Origin of the sequence: Ureibacillus manganicus DSM 26584 (assembly GCF_000772945.1) — a bacterium.
In the GTDB taxonomy this organism is placed as follows: Bacteria; Bacillota; Bacilli; order Bacillales_A; family Planococcaceae; genus Ureibacillus; species Ureibacillus manganicus.
Window position 1 is genome coordinate 1 of the sequence record NZ_JPVN01000031.1, and the last position, 19079, is coordinate 19079.

At 37.9% G+C, this 19079-nt stretch carries 18 protein-coding genes; 12 read left to right on the forward strand and 6 right to left on the reverse strand.

All coding sequences use genetic code 11. From position 1 onward, the window contains the following. From CD29_RS20615 to pnp, 5 genes are all read left to right on the forward strand, one after another. A partial coding sequence (locus CD29_RS20615) for a hypothetical protein (protein ID WP_036189687.1) occupies window positions 1-229 on the forward strand: 229 nt, incomplete at its 5' end. Window positions 230-338: 109 nt separating this feature from the next. Continuing rightward, complete coding sequence (gene truB / locus CD29_RS17145; protein ID WP_036189690.1) at window positions 339-1253, forward strand: tRNA pseudouridine(55) synthase TruB; 915 nt, start codon at window positions 339-341, stop codon at window positions 1251-1253. Window positions 1254-1265: 12 nt separating this feature from the next. Further along, a complete protein-coding gene (ribF, locus tag CD29_RS17150) occupies window positions 1266-2210 on the forward strand; it encodes a riboflavin biosynthesis protein RibF (RefSeq protein ID WP_036189692.1) in 945 nt (314 codons plus the stop codon). A gap of 182 nt (window positions 2211-2392) precedes the next feature. Next, complete coding sequence (gene rpsO / locus CD29_RS17155) at window positions 2393-2662, forward strand: 30S ribosomal protein S15 (RefSeq protein WP_036189694.1); 270 nt, start codon at window positions 2393-2395, stop codon at window positions 2660-2662. 393 nt (window positions 2663-3055) lie between these two features. Continuing rightward, complete coding sequence (gene pnp / locus CD29_RS17160) at window positions 3056-5173, forward strand: polyribonucleotide nucleotidyltransferase (RefSeq protein WP_036189695.1); 2118 nt, start codon at window positions 3056-3058, stop codon at window positions 5171-5173. 333 nt (window positions 5174-5506) lie between these two features. Here the strand turns inward: pnp and CD29_RS17165 are convergent, their stop codons facing one another. Both CD29_RS17165 and CD29_RS17170 read right to left on the reverse strand, forming a co-directional pair. Beyond that, complete coding sequence (locus tag CD29_RS17165; protein ID WP_036189697.1) at window positions 5507-6793, reverse strand: ABC transporter permease; 1287 nt, start codon at window positions 6791-6793, stop codon at window positions 5507-5509. Further along, complete coding sequence (locus tag CD29_RS17170; RefSeq protein WP_036189699.1) at window positions 6783-7478, reverse strand: ABC transporter ATP-binding protein; 696 nt, start codon at window positions 7476-7478, stop codon at window positions 6783-6785. The genes CD29_RS17165 and CD29_RS17170 overlap by 11 nt, the downstream gene beginning before the upstream one ends. Before the next feature lie 881 nt (window positions 7479-8359). On the opposite strand from CD29_RS17170, the gene CD29_RS17175 reads away from it, so the two are divergent. Continuing rightward, window positions 8360-9586 carry a M16 family metallopeptidase gene (locus CD29_RS17175; RefSeq protein ID WP_036189701.1) on the forward strand — a complete coding sequence of 409 codons (1227 nt, stop codon included), beginning with the start codon at window positions 8360-8362 and terminating at the stop codon, window positions 9584-9586. Window positions 9587-9625: 39 nt separating this feature from the next. Here the strand turns inward: CD29_RS17175 and CD29_RS17180 are convergent, their stop codons facing one another. The 4 genes from CD29_RS17180 to CD29_RS17195 are packed head-to-tail and all read right to left on the reverse strand — an operon-like array spanning window position 9626 to window position 12117. Further along, a complete protein-coding gene (locus CD29_RS17180; RefSeq protein ID WP_036189702.1) occupies window positions 9626-10228 on the reverse strand; it encodes an ABC-2 transporter permease in 603 nt (200 codons plus the stop codon). 12 nt (window positions 10229-10240) lie between these two features. Beyond that, window positions 10241-10831, reverse strand: a complete 591-nt coding sequence (locus tag CD29_RS17185) for an ABC-2 transporter permease (RefSeq protein WP_169716201.1) — start codon at window positions 10829-10831, stop codon at window positions 10241-10243. Then, entirely contained in the window at window positions 10821-11708 is an 888-nt protein-coding gene (locus CD29_RS17190; protein ID WP_052124232.1) for an ABC transporter ATP-binding protein, read from the reverse strand. The genes CD29_RS17185 and CD29_RS17190 overlap by 11 nt, the downstream gene beginning before the upstream one ends. A gap of 37 nt (window positions 11709-11745) precedes the next feature. Further along, window positions 11746-12117, reverse strand: coding sequence for a GntR family transcriptional regulator (locus CD29_RS17195; protein WP_036189704.1), 372 nt, complete (start codon window positions 12115-12117; stop codon window positions 11746-11748). A 166-nt stretch (window positions 12118-12283) separates the two neighbouring features. On the opposite strand from CD29_RS17195, the gene CD29_RS17200 reads away from it, so the two are divergent. The 6 genes from CD29_RS17200 (at window position 12284) to CD29_RS17225 (ending at window position 18936) form a co-directional block, all read left to right on the forward strand. Further along, a complete protein-coding gene (locus CD29_RS17200; RefSeq protein ID WP_036189706.1) occupies window positions 12284-12550 on the forward strand; it encodes a YlmC/YmxH family sporulation protein in 267 nt (88 codons plus the stop codon). Next, window positions 12550-13332 (forward strand): dipicolinate synthase subunit A, encoded by a 783-nt coding sequence (locus CD29_RS17205; protein ID WP_036189708.1) that lies wholly within the window; start codon window positions 12550-12552, stop codon window positions 13330-13332. The genes CD29_RS17200 and CD29_RS17205 overlap by 1 nt, the downstream gene beginning before the upstream one ends. Then, window positions 13326-13916, forward strand: coding sequence for a dipicolinate synthase subunit B (locus CD29_RS17210; protein WP_036189710.1), 591 nt, complete (start codon window positions 13326-13328; stop codon window positions 13914-13916). The genes CD29_RS17205 and CD29_RS17210 overlap by 7 nt, the downstream gene beginning before the upstream one ends. Before the next feature lie 89 nt (window positions 13917-14005). Further along, a complete protein-coding gene (locus CD29_RS17215; protein ID WP_036189712.1) occupies window positions 14006-15043 on the forward strand; it encodes an aspartate-semialdehyde dehydrogenase in 1038 nt (345 codons plus the stop codon). A gap of 13 nt (window positions 15044-15056) precedes the next feature. Then, a complete protein-coding gene (gene dapA, locus CD29_RS17220) occupies window positions 15057-15959 on the forward strand; it encodes a 4-hydroxy-tetrahydrodipicolinate synthase (protein WP_036189714.1) in 903 nt (300 codons plus the stop codon). Between the two features lie 1312 nt (window positions 15960-17271). Then, window positions 17272-18936 (forward strand): ribonuclease J, encoded by a 1665-nt coding sequence (locus CD29_RS17225; RefSeq protein ID WP_036189749.1) that lies wholly within the window; start codon window positions 17272-17274, stop codon window positions 18934-18936. The last annotated feature ends 143 nt before the right edge of the window (window positions 18937-19079 follow it).

Genomic DNA, 19079 nt, shown 5'->3' on the forward strand with positions numbered 1-19079 from the left:
CGAAAAAAATCGAAGAACTGTCCTTGAGAAGCAGTCTCGAGGACAAAAATCTGAAAAAAATCGAAGAACTGTCCTTGAGAAGCAGTCTCGAGGACAAAATCCGAAAAAAATCGAAGAACTGTCCTTGAGATGCAGTCTCGAGGACAAAAATCCGAAAAAAATCGAAGAACTGTCCTTGAGAAGCAGTCTCGAGGACAAAAAACCGAAAAAATCGAAGAATTGTCCTTGAGAAGCAGTCTCGAGGACAAAAATCCGAAAAAAATCGAAGAATTGTCCTTGAGAACATCAATTCACAATTTTCATTTAACATACATAACTAAAACCCAGGAGGTATTTCAATGAACGGCATCCTTCCATTATGGAAAGAACGTGGCATGACGAGTCATGATTGCGTTTTTAAACTACGCAAAATTTTAAAAACTAAAAAAGTGGGCCATACAGGGACATTAGATCCTGCTGTGGAAGGTGTCCTGCCGATTTGTATTGGGCAAGCTACGCGCATAGCTGAATACTTAACGGATGCGGGGAAAGAGTATGAAGCAGTCGTTTCCATCAGTCGTACGACAACCACTGAAGATGCAGAAGGAGAAACAGTTGAGCAAAACACTTCATTTAAATCCATTACAAGAGCCGAACTAATGCAAGCACTTCACAAACTAACAGGTGAGATCCAGCAAACCCCTCCTATGTATTCAGCTGTTAAAGTAAATGGACGCAGACTCTATGAATATGCCCGAAAAGGAGAGACTGTTGAACGCCCAACACGCGTAGTCACGATTTATTCTCTAGAACTGCTAGATGATGGCCGTGAGCTTTTTGAAGGAGAAGAAATTACATTCAAAATCCGTATTGCATGTAGCAAAGGCACGTACATTCGTACATTGGCCGTTCAAATTGGAGAGCTGTTAGGGTTTCCTGCACATATGGCTTCACTTGTCAGAACTAAATCAGGTACTTTTACAGAAGAAAATTGCATGACGCTTAAAGAAGTAGAAAAACTCATGGAAGATGGAAAAATCCATGATATAATTTCTCCTGTAGAGTATGCTTTATCATCGTATCCATTTATTGAAATTACTGAACAAAACGAAAAACAAATCATAAATGGGCAAGTGCTTCCAAAGCATGATTTACTACAAGAACATGATAAAATTGTTTTTACTAAAAATAGTAAAGCAGTTGCGGTTTATATCCAACATCCTGATAAAAACGATGTGATGAAGCCAGAGAAAATGTTCCCAATCGTAACGTAGGAGGCTTAACGTATGAATGTTATTCATTTAAAATACCCACACCAGTTGAATGAAAGTGAAGCTACCACTTCATATTCTTTAGCAATCGGTTTTTTTGACGGTGTACATAAAGGGCATCAAGCAGTTATTCAAAGTGCTATTAAGAAAGCAAAAGAATTAAATGTGAAAAGTGCGGTAATGACATTTGACCCCCACCCATCAATAGTCCTTGGTGGTCGTAAAGAGAAGGTATTTTATATTACACCACTCCAACAGAAGATTAATGTATTAAAAGAACTTGATGTTGATACAGTGTTTGTCGTTCAATTTACATCAGACTTTGCGAAACTAACACCTGAGGAATTTATTAACTTCTTTATTCGCGAATTGAATGTTGTACATGTGACTGCTGGATTTGATTTTTCATTTGGTGCCTTTGGAAAAGGGAATATGGAAACAATGAAGGAGTTAAGTAACGGTGATTACGGTGTAACGGTAGTTGAAAAGTTAACAGACGATGAAGAAAAGATTAGTTCAACTCGTATTCGTCAAAACTTACAAAAAGGCGATATGGAAGAAGTACATAATCTTTTAGGCCGTCCTTATGAAGTGCCTGGAATTGTAATTCATGGAGACAAAAGAGGGCGTACAATTGGTTTTCCAACTGCGAATATCCAATCTCATGAAGGAAGCTATATCCCTGCAACAGGAGTTTATGCTGTAAGAATACTCGTTCAAGACGAATGGTATGATGGGGTTTGTAATGTAGGGTACAAGCCAACATTTAAAAATCCAGAAGACAAACAATTGTCCATTGAAGTCCATATTCTAGAATTCGAGAAAAATATTTATGGTGAAGAAGTTGTCGTTGGATGGTATAAAAGAATTCGAAGTGAGCAAAAATTTGATGGAATCGAATCGCTAAAAGCTCAAATTGAAAAAGATAAACAAGAAGCCATCAGCTACTTCCAAAAATAATCTTTAGGGCAACTAGAAATCTAAATATTTTGCACATGCTTAAAAGGTTATTTCTTGCTAGGTTATGCGAATTGTGTTACTATACTTTAGTACTGTCATGTACTTAACCTTAGCTCGGCTATTCGATTCTCCAACGATTGCTGTGCTGATGGTGATCAATAAAATTTAGGAGGTCCATAATTATGGCAATTACAAAAGAACGTAAAAACGAAATTATTGCGGAATACCGCACACACGAAGGAGATACAGGTTCTCCAGAAGTACAAATCGCAGTTTTAACTGAAGAAATCAATGCGTTAAACCAACACATCCGTACGCACAAAAAAGATTTCCATTCAGAACGCGGTCTACTTAAAAAAATCGGTCGTCGTCGTCACTTATTAAAATACTTACGTGATAATGACGTTGCACGCTACCGTGAATTAATCCAACGTTTAGGTTTACGTCGATAATTGTAAGTTTTCGAATCAATCGAGAAGCAAGTATGTTTAATTTGTTTTAAACTACAAATACTATTTGTAAGAAAACTTCTTCGCGAACAATTTGAAAGCTGATCATTTAAAAAGCGGGAATTTTCCCGCTTTTTATTTATGTAAAAATAACTTTTTTACTATCACCTAACCCAAATGTAAATTTTAACGAAAAATCCATATTTTTATTGAAAATATTTAGCATACAATAACGATTTTTGTTACACTTACTATTGGTACAGTATATATTGCGACGTATTGTGTTTTAGCGGATAATAAAGTAAAAACTAACTATCTGCATAAGTGTGCAACTAAGGCTAATCGCCTAAAGCTTGGTGCACAACCAAGTTTTCTAATGAGAAAGGGGTTCATTAAATGACCGAAAAGAAAGTCTATACTTATGAATGGGCAGGTCGTCCTTTAGTGATTGAAGTTGGGCAGCTTGCTAAACAAGCAAACGGCGCAGCTTTAGTTCGATATGGCGAATCTGCAGTATTAGCAACAGCAACAATGTCAAAACAACCAAAAGCGCTAGATTTCTTCCCACTAACAGTTAATTACGAAGAACGTCTTTACGCAGCTGGTAAAATCCCTGGTGGATTTATTAAACGTGAAGGTCGTCCATCAGAGCATGCGATTTTAACATCTCGCTTGATCGACCGTCCTATCCGACCAATGTTCCCAGATGGTTTCCGTAACGAAGTACAAGTGATTTCTATGGTTATGTCATCTGATCCAAACGGTCCAACTGATATCGCAGCAATGTTTGGTTCATCTTTAGCTTTAGCTATTTCTGATATTCCATTTAACGGACCTATCGCTGGTGTACACGTTGGATATATTGATGGTAAATTTATCGTCAATCCAACAGTTGAACAATCAGAGAAAAGTACTGTTCACTTAACAGTTGCAGGAAATAAAGATGCTATTAACATGGTAGAAGCAGGAGCTTTAGAAGTACCTGAAGAAACAATGTTAGAAGCAATTATGTTCGGTCATGAAGAAATTAAAAAATTAATTGCCTTCCAAGAACAAATTGTTGCTGAAGTAGCGAAAGAAAAAATCGAAGTGACTTTATATGAAATCGATCAAGAAATCGAAGCTCAAATTAAAGCTGCTTGTGAAACAGATATGAATGCTGCCATTCAAACTGCTGAAAAACACGCGCGTGAAGAAGCAATTACTGCTGTAAAAGAACGTATCATCACTAGCTACGAAGAACAAGAAGCAGATGATGAAACATTAAAACAAGTAAAAACAATTTTAGATAAAATGGTGAAAGACGAAGTTCGCCGTTTAATTACAGAAGAAAAAATCCGTCCTGATGGTCGTAAAGTAGATGAAATCCGTCCTTTATCGTCTGAGGTTGGTTTATTAACACGTACACACGGTTCTGGTCTATTCACACGTGGACAAACTCAAGCATTATCTATTTGTACATTAGGGCCTTTAGGTGACGTGCAAATTATTGATGGTCTTGGTTTAGAAGAATCGAAACGCTTTATGCATCACTATAACTTCCCTCAATTCTCTGTAGGGGAAACTGGACCGATTCGTGGACCAGGTCGTCGTGAAATTGGTCACGGTGCGTTAGGTGAGCGTGCATTATTAGCTGTTATTCCAGATGAAAGTGACTTCCCATATGCAATTCGTTGTGTATCTGAAGTGTTAGAGTCAAATGGTTCAACTTCACAAGCATCTATTTGTGCATCAACACTTGCAATGATGGACGCTGGTGTTCCACTTAAAGCTCCAGTTGCTGGTATTGCGATGGGTCTTGTGAAAAAAGGTGAACATTACTCAGTATTAACTGACATTCAAGGAATGGAAGACCACCTTGGTGACATGGACTTTAAAGTAGCAGGTACAGCAAAAGGTGTTACTGCACTTCAAATGGATATTAAAATCGATGGTTTATCTCGTGAAATTTTAGAAGAGGCATTACAACAAGCAAAAGTTGGCCGTATGCATATTTTAGATTCTATGCTTTCAACTTTGGACAAGCCTCGTACTTCATTATCACAATATGCACCAAAAATCGAAGTGATTCGTATTAACCCTGAAAAAATCCGTGATGTGATTGGTTCTGGTGGTAAAACAATCAATAAAATCATTGAAGAAACTGGCGTAAAAATCGATACAGAGCAAGATGGAACAATTTACATTTCTTCTGCAAACGAAGCAATGAACAAACGTGCAAAAGAAATCATTGAGTCAATCGTTCGTGAAGCAGTTGTAGGCGAGTACTACTTAGCAACTGTAAAACGTATTGAGAAATTCGGTGCATTCTGTGAAATCTTCGCTGGTAAAGATGGATTACTACACATTTCTGAGATTCAAGAAGAACGTACGGCAAAAGTTGAAGACGTTCTAAAACTTGGCGATCAATTACTTGTAAAAGTAATCGAAATCGACAACCAAGGCCGTGTAAACTTATCTCGTAAAGTTGTTATCAAAGAAGAAAAAGAACGCGCTGAACAAGCACAACAATAATAAAAGTGTAAAGTAGCTCTGGACACTGTACTTGCAGTGTGCCAGGCACTGTTTTTGCAAACGGGCCTTGCGCTCAGCATAAGAAAAATGGTAAGCAGGAAATGAAGAATGACTTCGTTTTCTGTTTTTATTTTTGAGTTGAGGTAGTAAAATTGCGCTGAATTTGTTACGAATTTGCTAATGTCGGATTTATTTGAAGTTATGTCGGATATATCGAGTGAAATGTCGGGTTTATCAATGAAAGTGTCGGATTTCTAGGTAAAATTGTCGGATTATTATCATTAGAATGAAAAAAAACAGGAACGAAGCGCGAAACTTCATTCCTGTTAAAAATTATAATTCTTGTCTTAATGCCTGAATAACTTCAATTTTTGTCGCTTTACGAGCTGGGCGCCATCCAGAAAGAACAGCAACAAAGATACTAATGCCGCCCGCTAAAAGGACAAGGCTCACTGGAATAGTAGAGAATGTAATTCCAGCCATATCTGGAGTGTCTTCTGATAATGCAAAGGACACGATTGAAGGAAGAACCGCATTAATTACATAGCTTAAACCATAAGAAACGATAACCGCTAAAATCGTACCTAACAATCCAATAAAGGCACTTTCCATTAAAAAGAGTCGCTGAATAATCGATGGTGATGCGCCGATTGCCTTCAAAACGCCGATTTCACGAGTTCTTTCCGTTACCGCCATCGTCATAGTGTTAAAGATACCAATTGATGCAATTAAAATCGAAATTGTACCAATAAAGATAAGTCCGATTTTGAAAATAAGGAAGAATAAATCGAGTTCTTTAAGTTGCTCAATTGGTGAATACACTTGATAGTTGTTTTCTTTTAATTGATCTAATACAGGCATGACATTATCTAGTGTATCGACATAAATTGTTGTCGCTGGATATGAAACTAAGTCGGGTTGTGCTTTGAATAAATCATTACTGAATAAAATGCTGTTGTCGATCTGAAATTCATAATCTGGTTCATCTAAAATACCAACGATTGTGAAGGGTGTGCTCTGTTCTAAATATTCGAAAGTCTCCGGATCCATAAACTGTAGCTCGACTTGTTTATTTAAAATGTCTCCTTTATATCCTTCCTCGGATCCATCATACCAACTACCTTGCTCTTGGGCTTCCTTTGATTTTTGACTAATGATCTCTTGATCTGTCTCGTTTAACAAACGCATTGCGTAATGATATCCTACCGCGATTTCATTTGCGTTTTCCGGTAGTCTTCCTTCACTTAATGTGGAAGGAAGCTTTGTCTGGTCTTTTATATCAACTGCAACCCCAATAGATTCAGCATCGCGGTCATCAAATGTCGAACGTATCGAACCTGAGATTTCATTTCTTGTTAAGACTACATTTACGTGTTCAATTTCTTGGATAAATATCTTGTCGTCCTCGGTTAATGCCTTATCGCCCCAAAGCCCGATTTCTGTTATGGATTCTTGATTCAAAATTTCACCTTTGATTGTTTGTTGAAGTCCAAAACCTACTGAAGCAAGGACAATTAGAAACGCACAACCAATCATTGCTGCAAGTACCGTCATTGTAACTCGTAATTTATTTTTTCTCATGTGTTGAAAAACGAATGAAAGTTGATCTTTAAATAACATGTTTTACATCTCCTAACAATAAACCATCGTGCATGCGAAGCTTTCTATGTGCAATTTGAGCGACTTCTTCATCATGTGTAATAATCATAAAAGTAATATTTGCAGATTTGTTTAGGTGCTTAATGAGGTCGAGAATTTCTATCTCAGTTTGAGAGTCGAGGCTCCCTGTTGGCTCGTCCGCTAAAATAATCGGCGGGTTGGTAATTAAAGCTCGTGCGATAGATACGCGTTGCTGCTGCCCACCTGATAGTTCGTTTGGATAATGATCCGCCACATGTGATAACCCAACTTTTTCGAGTATTTTCTCAACATTATGTTTGCGAATCGATGGTTGAACACCTTTTAATTTCAATGGGAGCTCAACGTTTTCGAATACGTTTTGATTCGGGAGTAACTGAAAGTTTTGGAAGATGAAGCCGAAGTGATCCAATCTGAAGGCGGCACTTTGCTTTTCATTAAATTTCGCGATTTCCGTATTGTTCACTTTCACCGATCCTGTATCAGGTTTCATAAAGCCCGCAACGACTTGGAGCAGAGTAGATTTACCAGATCCACTTTTTCCAACAATAGCGATAATTTCACCTTGATTTATATGAAAATCGATATTCTTCAATACCTCAATTTTCTTCTCTTTTCCTTTCTTGCCTATTTTAAATGTGTGATTTAGTGATTGAACTTCTATCATGTTCTCAGTCCTTTATATTGATTTACTAGTTTCAAGTCTACCCAACGAATCTGAAGAAATGGGGAGGGGAATTCTGAAGATTTTCTTAAGAATTGATTAAGCGGGAGGGGATAGTGTTAGGAGGAAGCGGTCTTTGAGACAAAAACGAATGAAATAATTGATGAAAAGTCCCATAGGAGCGTTCTATGAGACAAAAGGGGATGAAATAATTGGTGAAAAGTCTCGTAGGAGCGTTCTATGAGACAAAAGGGGATGAAATAATTGGTGAAAAGTCTCGTAGGAGCGTTCTATGAGACAAAAGGGGATGAAATAATTGATGAAAAGTCTCGTAGGAGCGTTCTATGAGACAAAAGGGGATGAAATAATTGGTGAAAAGTTACATAGGAGTGTTCTATGAGACAAATGGGGATGAAATAATTGATGAAAAGTCACATAGGAGAGTTCTATGAGACAAAAACGAATGAAATAATTGATGAAAAGTCCCATAGGAGTGTTCTATGAGACCAAAGCGAATGAAATAATTGGTGAAAAGTCTCGTAGGAGCGTTCTATGAGACAAAAGCGGATGAAATAATTGGTGAAAAGTCCCATAGGAGCGTTCTATGAGACAAAAGGGGATGAAATAATTGGTGAAAAGTCACATAGTAGTGTTCTATGAGACAAAAGCGAATGAAAAAAACGATGAAAAGTCTCGTAGGAGCGTTCTATGAGACAGAAGCGAATAAAAAAATCAGTGAAAAGTCCCGTAGAAGTGTTCTATGAGACAACAGAAGATGAAAGAGCTGAGAAAAGTCCCATAGAATAACCCCCTCAGTTGAATCCCGCCCCACTTTAGCATATCATTACTTAATATGAGAATTTTTGAAATAGGTGAGTGAACGAATGGTATCGGTATATACATGTCAAAACGGTGTGCGAATAGTATCGGAAACGATTCCGCATGTGCGCTCCATTTCTGTAGGGATTTGGGTTGGCGCGGGTTCTCGTTATGAGGCGCCGGAAGAAAACGGGATTACGCATTTTATTGAACATATGTTATTTAAAGGAACGAAAACGAGAACTGCCAGACAGATTGCAGAGGAGTTCGATCGAATTGGTGGGGAAGTCAACGCGTTTACGACAAAAGAAAATACGTGTTATTACGCAAAAGTGTTAGATCACCATGGTGAACTGGCTGTTTCAATATTAGCGGATATGTTTTTTAACTCGGTCTTTGCAGAAGAAGAACTAGAAAAAGAGAGACAGGTTGTTCTTGAGGAAATCCTGATGAGCGAGGATGCGCCAGATGATGATATTCATGAGCAGCTTTGGCAAGTGATGTATCCAACTGATTCGCTAGGGCTACCTATCCTAGGAACTAGTAAGACGCTTGAAACGTTCACGGCAGACTCGATTCGTCAATATATGGATCAGCATTATTCCCCAGAAAATATTGTCATTTCTGTTGCTGGTAATATTACAAAAGAATTATTGGTACATATCGAAAAACTGTTTAGCCACCTTACTCGCTCTCCTCAAGCGGTGCAGCAAACACTAACTTATCCAAGATTCCATTCTGGAAAGTTTGTGAAAAATCGTGATGTGGAACAGTCGCATATTGCCATTGCCTATCCAGGTGTCGGGGTCAATGATGCAAACTACTTCAGTTTTATCGCTATGAACAATATTTTAGGTGGGAATATGTCTTCACGTTTATTCCAAGATATTCGGGAGGATAAGGGGCTTGCTTACACAATCTTTTCCTATCACTCAAGTTATGCTGATGTCGGTTCATTAACGATCTATGGCAGTACGAATAATCAGCAATATCCACTACTTCAACAGTCGATTGACGAATCCTTACTAAAAACAAGAAGTGAAGGAGTTACGGCAATTGAAGTTGATAACGCAAAAGAGCAATTAAAAGGTAGCTTCGTGCTTAGCTTAGAAGGAACGAATGCACGAATGAGTCATAATGGAAGAAACGAATTAATTCACGGGAAACATCTAACTGTGGATGAAATTATCACAGGAATCGATCAAGTAACTCAGGAACAGGTAAACTCTTTATTCAGACAAATATTAAGTGTGGAACCAGCCATCGCCCTGATCGGCCAGAACGTAAAATAAAAGGGACCGGTCCCCAAATATAGGGGACTGGGAGTGCCCTTAAACAATATCCATCTTCTCATACAACTTAACGCACTTTTTATAGCTATACCACAAAGCAATATGAAACAAAATTGGCACAACATAAAGTGGAATAAATCCTAGTAAAAGTACTACAAAAAAGTAAAGAATACCTGCAATGATTGATGTAACAAATGCAGAAAAGTAACTGAAACCCTTGAATTTTTCCCGATGACGATAACGGAAATTTACGTAAAAAATAACTGCAATGTTTGCAATCGATATACAAAAGAAAAATAAATAAACCCTTATATTTTCAAAAAATGTGCCATCTCTCATTAGAACAATTGGTGATGCAATTAGAAAAAGTAAGAGGCAATAACTCCATGCAACAATCATAGGTGCTTTTACAAAATTCTTCTTTGAGATAGGAAATGTATGGAGATGACTTTCCCAGCCTTTTCTACGATAAGTTGAAATAATTTCTACAGACCAAATAATATTAAAAATAAAAATATAAAATTCAACCGATGGATTATAATCTAACAAGAAAAATGAAATAGCAATGAGAATAATAAAACAAATCGAAATGATGATCGACATAAGATGTTCAGTTAAATTTAAGTACAAGCTAGCCTTCATAGGAACACTCCTTTAAAACTCTTTCTGTTCATACCATTTCACTGAAACGAAATAAGAAAGTAATAGAAAAATAAATGCCCCAACTGGCAAATAATCGATGAAACTCATCAGCTGATTTACATCAATGGTTTGTAAAAAATATTGGATAAAACCAGAACCAAAAACCGGAATAAATACAATGGCGAAAATAATGATTCTTCCTTTTTGAGTGCCAAACTTAATGAAAAACGGAATGGTCACAGATATATAGATTAAAGCAATCGACAAAACTAAAACAAAACCTTTGAAAAGCTCAAGTAGTGAAACTTGGCTATGAAATTCATTTGAAAAATAAACAAAAGGTGTAAAGATGAGGATTCCGCCTACAACCAATATCAATCCTAAAACATACTTACTCTGTACAATTGTTTTTCGATCGATAGGAAGGGTATTTGCATATTTATCCCACTTACTCATCTCATCAAAAGCAAATGCAGTGGTCAGCTGCAATGATGCAAAAATAAGCGCAAATATAATCAGTACAATCGTCATATCAGTAAGTAATGAAATAATCATGAAGAAGGCAAACAATATTAACATCATTTTGATTTGTTTACTGAGCATTAGAAAGTCTTTCATCAACAAAGCCCGCAAAGTCATGAACCCCTCTCACGTAAATTAACATAATCTCCTCAATAGTAGGTTTATATAAATGAAACGCTTTACTCACTTCATTTCTTTTCACAAGTATTTCAAGTCCAAATGAATTTTCGCGCATGGCAAGAATGCTCTCGCTAGGAAGATCCTTCGATTCTTCAACAGTCCCACGCCAAATCGCATAGTCATATAACAACGTATCCTTACTTTCGCAAAATAGAATTTTCCCTTCGTGAATGAACGTAATATAATCGGCTATTTTCTCTAAATCACTCGTTATGTGAGATGAAAACAGAATGCTATGTTCCTCTTCTTGCATAAAGTCTAAGAAGATGTCGAGAATTTCGTCGCGAACAATAGGGTCAAGCCCGCTTGTCGGCTCATCTAAAATTAATAACTTTGGATGATGGCTAAGGGCAATCGCAATCGACAATTTCATTTTCATCCCGCGTGACAGTTCGTTGATCCTTTTATTCTCCTGGACCTTCAACTTAGTTAATAAATGAAAATAATACGAGTCATCCCAATTTGAAAATACTTTAGCCATAAATTTGCTTATTTTCTTCGCCGTTAAATTTTGCGGAAAGTGGAGATCATCAAACACCACACCAATATCAGACTTGATGGATAGTTCATCCTCATGCATTTCTTTCCCAAATAATTTAATTTTCCCATTATCTTTTTTAAGTAAATCCAAAATACATTTAATCGTCGTTGTTTTCCCGGCACCATTTTCACCAACAAACCCCATAATTGTTCCTTTTGGAAGGGTGAAGGAAACGTCCTTTAGTTGAAAACTGTGTAAAATCTTCCGTAATTTTTGAATCTCAATTGCATTTGTCATCTATATATCCTCCTTTTAGGACGAGGGACCTGTCCCCTTAGTCCTCTAGTAACAATGAAAGAAGATCCTGCACCTCATTTGCTGGGAGTCCTGCTGTTTTGGCAAGATTTACTGCCTTTTGTAAATGTTCTTCTATTTGTCTGAGCAGTTCTTCGCGTAAGAAGTCTTGATTGCGCTCGGCGACAAAGCTACCTTTTCCAGCCACGGTTTCAATGAAGCCGTCCCTTTCTAAATCAGCATAAGCGCGCTTTGTAGTCATGACGCTTATTTTTAAATCTTTCGCGAGCGATCGGATAGAAGGCAACGCTTCACCAGAAGTTAGTTTGCCAGCAAGTATCGCTTGTTTAATTTGTTGAGTAATTTGTTCATATATTGGTTTATCACTAGCATTACTAAGACGTATAAACATGTGTGCACCACCTTTGAATTAACTGTGTATACACAGTATATACAGCGGGCGAGGTAATGTCTAGTGATAAATATTCATTTTTTGGAAAATTAAAACTTTCATTGGGAGCATCACCCAAAAATTATGTATTGCATATGCTAACAATGAGCTCGGGAGGAGGGAAAACATGCTGTTATCGGAGCTTGCTGAAAAAGAGCTAATCGAAATGGAAAATGGCGTACGTTTTGGATTTTTATCGGAAACAGAATGCATTTTTGACCCGAAAACGGGAATTATTTACGGCTTTGAGCTAGGTGACCAGGCTGCGAAAATGCCTTTTCAAAAGAAAAAGCCAACGCAAACGTTATTTATCCCATGGGAAGAGATTCACCTAATCGGCGAGGATCGAATTCTATTTCGAAAGGCGAAACCAACAAGAAAACAGTATGACTGATGGGAAACGAGAAGTGGCTTGTTATTGGAACGGATGCAAGACTAAAAAGCTTAGCTAAAAAATTAAGTAACGGGAATCGTACAGTCTATTATAAAAATGAAACCGTATGGAGCGAAGAATTAAATTTAACTGCCTTTAATTTTCAACCAGATGTAGTTGTGTTACCGATTCACCCACTACCTATACAGGTTGCTGCTGTACTTGGGCTATCCAAAGCGAGAATTTTTGCTGGGAAGCTGAGTGAAGAATGGAAGGAAATATTAAAAAATCACGATATTCACTATTATTTACAAGATGAATCTTTTATTTGGAAAAATGCGCAGCTGACTGCAGAGGGGTTTGTTTCATTTTTCTATAACACGAAGCAGGCAGTTTACGGGAAGAAATTTATCATTACAGGTTTTGGACGCGTATCTAAGATGCTTGCGCATGTGCTGAAAAATATCGGTGCAGATGTATGTGTCGCAGTGCGATCTGATATACAACTCAATGAAGCGAAGGCGTTTCGTTATGAGGCAGTGTTTTTAGAGGATGTTGCAAAAGTTACAGGAGATTATTTCATCAATACGATTCCTGCAAGATGGTTCGACGAAAAATTCAATCAAACAATTGAAATGCCAATCTATGATTTAGCTTCCTCTCCAGGGTGTTTAACTGAAGACGTAAAACGTTCGAATTATGAATTACTACCTGCACTTCCTGGGAAATATTTTCCACAAGATGCAGCTCATGTTTTATATGAATCAATAATTGGACAAATAAGGGGGAGAGAAGAATGCTAGAAGGAAAACGCATAGGCCTTGGCATTACGGCTTCACATTGTACTTACGAGGATGTTGTTCCGAAAATTACACAGTTTACGGATGTAGGTGCTACAGTCGTACCAATCATTACGCATTCTGTATTAACGGCAGCAACACGCTTTGGAACAGGTGAAGAATGGATTAAAAAGATTGAGTCAATCGCTGGGGAAAAGGTAGTGTCATCTATTGTAGAGGCAGAGCCGTTTGGACCTAGTAATCCACTAGATGCAATGGTTATTGCACCAATGACAGGTAACTCAATTAGTAAATTCGCAAATGCAGCAACAGATAGTCCAGTATTAATGGCTGCAAAAGCGACCTTACGTAATGGATCCCCTGTTGTTTTAGGGATTTCCACAAACGATGCATTAGGACTAAATGGCATCAACATTATGAAATTAATGAACTCCAAAAATATTTACTTTATTCCTTTTGGTCAAGACGATCCATTTAAAAAACCAAACTCATTGATCTCAGATTTTACAAAAATGCGTGAAACTGTGGAGCATGCGCTTGAATATAAAAAGCAACTACAACCTTTATTAATCCAATATTATAAATAGTCAAATATTTATCAAACTTTTCTCACACAAATGAAAAAAACTATGATACAATTTCTAACATTATGTATAAGTTTGAGGAGAGATGAGTAATGACTAAGCAACTAGTAGTAGCAATCGTAGGTGCGACAGGCGCTGTAGGATCACAAATGAAAGAACAATTAATTAAACGAAATTTTCCTATTAAACATATAAAGTTTCTAGCATCTGCACGTTCAGCAGGTAAAGAAATCGAATTTAACGATCAAAAATATATTATTGAAGAAGCAACTCCAGAAGCTTTTGAAGGTGTGGATGTTGCATTCTTCTCTGCTGGTGGTTCTGTATCAGCGAAATTAGCTACAGAAGCTGCAAAACGTGGTGCAGTGGTAATTGACAATACAAGTCATTTCCGTATGCATCCAGATGTTCCTTTAGTGGTTCCTGAAGTGAATCGCGAGGATTTAACTAAGCATAATGGAATTATTGCAAATCCAAACTGTTCAACAATCCAGATGGTTGTGGCATTACAACCGATTAGTGAAAAATTTGGTTTATCAAAAGTTGTTGTTTCAACATATCAAGCGGTTTCGGGTTCAGGTATTTCTGCTATTGAAGAACTTCGCGCACAAAGTGCTGAGTGGGAAAAAGGGAAAAATGTAGAAGCACACATTTTACCTGCTAAATCAGATAAAAAACACTATCCAATCGCACGTAATGTCATTCCGCAAATCGATGTATTTACGGATAATGGCTTTACATATGAAGAAATGAAAATGATCAATGAGACGAAAAAAATTATGCACTTACCTGAGCTTTCCGTTGCTGCTACATGTGTTCGCGTACCAGTCGTTTCAGGACATTCTGAATCTGTTTATATTGAAGTTGAGCAAGACGCTACAAAAGAAGATATTTTTGAAGTGTTAAGAAATGCTCCGGGCGTTGTACTCCAAGACGATATTACTCAACAAGAATACCCAATGCCTATTTTCGTTGAAGGCGAAGATCCAGTTTACGTTGGACGCATTCGTCAAGACTTAGATAACAAAAAAGGTTTCCACTTATGGGTTGTATCCGACAATTTATTAAAAGGTGCTGCGCTAAACTCAGTTCAGATTGCAGAAGCGATGCTAGCGGATAACTTACTATAAGGGGTGTAAGTTAATGGATTTAGGTCGGATTGCTACGGCCATGATCACTCCATTTGACGCAAATGGTGAGATCGATTATGACGTTGCAGAAGGAATTATTGAGCACTTAATTCAAAGTGGAACAGATTCAATCGTAGTGTGTGGAACAACAGGTGAAACGCCGACCTTAACAATAGAAGAAAAACGATCCATTATAGAATTTACAATTAAAACGGTAAACAAACGCATTCCAGTCGTAGCAGGAGTGGGATATAACGATACTGCCTACACGATTGGTGCGGCTCAGTGGGTAGAAACTACAGGTGCTGACGGCATTATGGTCGTCGCACCTTTCTACAATAAACCAAATCAGCGCGGCATTTATGCGCATTTTGAAGCTGTGGCAAAAGCGACAAGTTTACCTGTTGTCATTTATAATGTCCCTGGTCGTACAGGGGTAAATATTTCTGCAGAAACAACAATTGCTTTAAGCAAAATTCCAAACATTCGTATTGTGAAAGAAGCAAGCGGAAGTCTGGATCAGATGACTGAGATTTTAGGGAATGTGAGCGATGACTTCCACGTCTATAGCGGTGATGACAGCTTAACGTTGCCGTTACTTGCGGCAGGTGGGCGCGGCGTCATTTCCGTGGCATCCCATGTCGTGGGCGATGACATGCAATTGATGGTCCGTGCATTTGATGAAGGACGCCATGAAGTTGCTGCTGAGATTCATCAAGCACTGCTGCCGTTGATTCGCGAACTATTCGTGAGCCCAAATCCGGTGCCTGTAAAATACGCTATGAGCAAAGTTGGATTTGATGTAGAGCACGTCAGACTCCCATTAGTTAGTTTAAGAGACGAAGACAAAGTGGACTTCGACCGTGTTTGGAATGAATACCAAAAGAAAGCGGCGAGTTTTAGAGCAAGGTATTAGATATAGTTTAGTTGTGAAAAGCAAGGCGCCCGGCACATTTTCGGATGTGTCGGGTGTTTTTTTGTGTTGATTTGTTCATTATCAGGGTTCTAATGGACAAAAGAGGTGGGAAAAGCATGTGAATTGTCTAATAGAAGGTCTCTAATGGACAAAAGAGATGGAAAATGCATGTGAACTGTCCAATAGAAGGGTTCTAATGGACAAAAGAGGTGGGAAAAACAGGTGAAGTGTCCAATAGAAGGGGTCTAATGGACAAAAGAGATGGGAGAAACATGTGAAGTGTCCATTATCAGGGCTCTAATGGACAAAAGAGGTGGGAAAAGCAAGTGAAGTGTCCAATAGAAGGGCTCTAATGGACAAAAGAGGCGTGCAAAACAGGTGAAGTGTCCAATAGAAGGGGTCTAATGGACAAAAGAGATGGAAAAAGCAGGTGAAGTGTCCAATAGAAGGGGTCTATTGGACAAAAGAGATGGAAAATGCAAGTGAAGTGTCCAATAGAAGGGCTCTAATGGACAAAAGAGGCGTGAAAAACAGGAGAAGTGTCCAATAGAAGGTCTCTAATGGACAAAAGAGAAGGAAATAGCAAGTAAAGTGTCCAATAGGAGTTTCTCTCAGTGCCCGAATGCGGTAAAAAGTGAAGTAAAAGGTAACAGAGAAGCGCTCTCAGTGCCCGAACGCGTAAAAAATGAATCGAAAGGTAACATAGAAGTGCTCTCAGAACCCGAATGTGATAAAAAGTGAAGTAAAAGGTAACAGAGGAGCGCTCTCAGTGCCCGAACGCGTAAAAAATAAAACGAAAGGTAACAGAGAAGCGCTCTCAGTGCCCGAACGCGTAAAAAATGAATCGAAAGGTAACAGAGAAGCGCTCTCAGTGCCCGAACGCGTTAAAAAATGAAGCGAAAGGTAACATAAAAAGATTAGATTTTTGGGGGCTGCTTGAATGTTGTTTTCAAGTCAGCCCCTTTGCTCCAAAGATTACTTTAGTCCTGTCTTTATTAAACAACGCTTAATTCCTCCATAGCTTTTCACTTTTTATTTGTGATAAATCAAAACACACCTTATAATGGATAATAATTGGTTGTATTGTTCGGGATATTCAATCTTTTACAGCATTTCTCTAACACGTGTAATTGGACGAAATGCAACAAATTCAAAATAAATTAATCAGCAAACCTAAAAAACGTAAATTGTTTAAAGTGGTGCTTTAGAGAGGAATGGCCGTTTGAATTTCGGATTCAAGTGCACGAACTGATCCATTAAACGCTTTTCCTGATTCTAGGGTGTAATTGATATAGGAGGAAATCAAGTGACAATAACAAAAAAGAATGAAGTAATCCGAGTAATCCCTCTTGGAGGAGTAGGGGAAATCGGAAAATCGATGTACGTGATCGAAATCGATGACGAGCTTTTCGTTGTGGACAGCGGTCTTATGTTCCCAGAAGACGAAATGCTAGGAATTGATATCGTCATTCCTGATATCTCGTACCTTGAAGAAAACAAACAAAGAGTAAAAGGAATCTTTTTAACTCACGGCCATGAAGATGCGATTGGATCGATTGCTTATGTACTGCAAAAAGTACAAGCCCCAGTCTATGGCTCAAAGTTAACGATTGCCTTAGCAAAAGAACATTTAAAAGAATTACCAGTACCACATCCAATTAAATTCTTTGAAGTAACCAATAGAAGTCGTATGAATTTCAATTCTACATATGTGACGTTTTTCCATGTGACACATAGTATTCCCGATTCGTTAGCAATTGTTTTCCATACATCTGAAGGTGCAATCGTTCATACAGGAGAATTTAAATTTGACCAAGCAGCAAAAGGTAAATATAAGCCAGATATTGCGAAAATGGCTCAAATCGGTGAAGAAGGTGTCTTCATATTATTATCTGAATCTACTGAAGCCGAACGCCCTGGATATACAACGAGTGAAACAGTAATTGAAGAAAAGCTTGCTAAGCTATTTTATTCGGCACCTGCTCGTATATTAGTTGCGGTATATGCATCGAACTTTATTAGAATTCAGCAAGTGTTTACTCATGCCCAAGAAGCAAACCGAAAAGTTGCTTTAATTGGGAAAAGTTTAGAAAAAGTTATTAATATTGGTGTAAATCTTGGCTATCTGACAATTGATGAAGATACATTAATTCCAGTTCAAGATATCCACAAATATAATGACGAAGAATTGATTATCATCGTAACAGGCAATCAAGGGGAACCACTTGATGCTCTTGATAAGATCGTGAAAAAACAACATCGCGATATTCGCATTAAAAATACGGATACAATCTTAATTACATTTACACCTTCCCCAGGGATGGAAATTCAAATCGGAAATGCTATGAATAACCTAGCAAAAGCTGGTGCAACTGTACTAACTGCCGATAAAAAGATTCATGTTTCTGGTCATGGAAGCCAAGAAGATTTGAAATTTATGTTGAACATACTAAAGCCGAAATATTTAATCCCGATTCAAGGCGAATATCGTATGTTAATTGCCCATTCAAAAATTGCACAAGCAGTGGGCATGCAAAAATCTCAAATTTTCATAGCAGACAAAGGTGACATTGTTGAATATAAAAGTGGAAAAATGCGTATGAGCGGTCGTGTTCAAGCTGGTAACGTTTTAATTGATGGTATTGGTGTTGGTGACGTTGGGAACATCGTTTTAAGAGACCGTAAACTTCTTTCACAAGATGGTATTTTCATCATAGTTGTGACATTAAACCGTGCACAAAAGAAAATTCAATCTGGCCCAGAAATTATTTCTCGCGGATTCGTGTATGTACGTGAATCTGAGGAGCTAATTGTGGAAGCGACTGAGTTAGCACGTGGAGTCATTGAAAAGTATGTGGCGAAAGAAACGTTTGAATGGACAAACATTAAACAAGAAATTCGCGATACGTTAAACGCATACCTATTCCAACAAACAAAACGACGTCCGATGATTATCCCAATCATTATGGAGTACTAAATTGCTTAGACATATCGAAAGTTAATGAAACAAAGGAGGATTTTCTTAACCGAATAAACGGGGAAGGAAATCCTTTTTCACTTCAACTTTGTAGAATTAGCTCACATTTTGCGGCAGGGCGACGATTGCTATAGTGAGTAATC

Coding starts and splice junctions, on each gene's coding strand:
- truB (WP_036189690.1), top strand. CDS start 339: ATGAACGGCATCCTTCCATTATGGAAAGAACGTGGCATGACGAGTCAT.
- ribF (WP_036189692.1), top strand. CDS start 1,266: ATGAATGTTATTCATTTAAAATACCCACACCAGTTGAATGAAAGTGAA.
- rpsO (WP_036189694.1), top strand. CDS start 2,393: ATGGCAATTACAAAAGAACGTAAAAACGAAATTATTGCGGAATACCGC.
- pnp (WP_036189695.1), top strand. CDS start 3,056: ATGACCGAAAAGAAAGTCTATACTTATGAATGGGCAGGTCGTCCTTTA.
- CD29_RS17165 (WP_036189697.1), bottom strand. CDS start 6,793: ATGTTATTTAAAGATCAACTTTCATTCGTTTTTCAACACATGAGAAAA.
- CD29_RS17170 (WP_036189699.1), bottom strand. CDS start 7,478: ATGATAGAAGTTCAATCACTAAATCACACATTTAAAATAGGCAAGAAA.
- CD29_RS17175 (WP_036189701.1), top strand. CDS start 8,360: ATGGTATCGGTATATACATGTCAAAACGGTGTGCGAATAGTATCGGAA.
- CD29_RS17180 (WP_036189702.1), bottom strand. CDS start 10,228: ATGAAGGCTAGCTTGTACTTAAATTTAACTGAACATCTTATGTCGATC.
- CD29_RS17185 (WP_169716201.1), bottom strand. CDS start 10,831: ATGCTCAGTAAACAAATCAAAATGATGTTAATATTGTTTGCCTTCTTC.
- CD29_RS17190 (WP_052124232.1), bottom strand. CDS start 11,708: ATGACAAATGCAATTGAGATTCAAAAATTACGGAAGATTTTACACAGT.
- CD29_RS17195 (WP_036189704.1), bottom strand. CDS start 12,117: ATGTTTATACGTCTTAGTAATGCTAGTGATAAACCAATATATGAACAA.
- CD29_RS17200 (WP_036189706.1), top strand. CDS start 12,284: ATGCTGTTATCGGAGCTTGCTGAAAAAGAGCTAATCGAAATGGAAAAT.
- CD29_RS17205 (WP_036189708.1), top strand. CDS start 12,550: ATGGGAAACGAGAAGTGGCTTGTTATTGGAACGGATGCAAGACTAAAA.
- CD29_RS17210 (WP_036189710.1), top strand. CDS start 13,326: ATGCTAGAAGGAAAACGCATAGGCCTTGGCATTACGGCTTCACATTGT.
- CD29_RS17215 (WP_036189712.1), top strand. CDS start 14,006: ATGACTAAGCAACTAGTAGTAGCAATCGTAGGTGCGACAGGCGCTGTA.
- dapA (WP_036189714.1), top strand. CDS start 15,057: ATGGATTTAGGTCGGATTGCTACGGCCATGATCACTCCATTTGACGCA.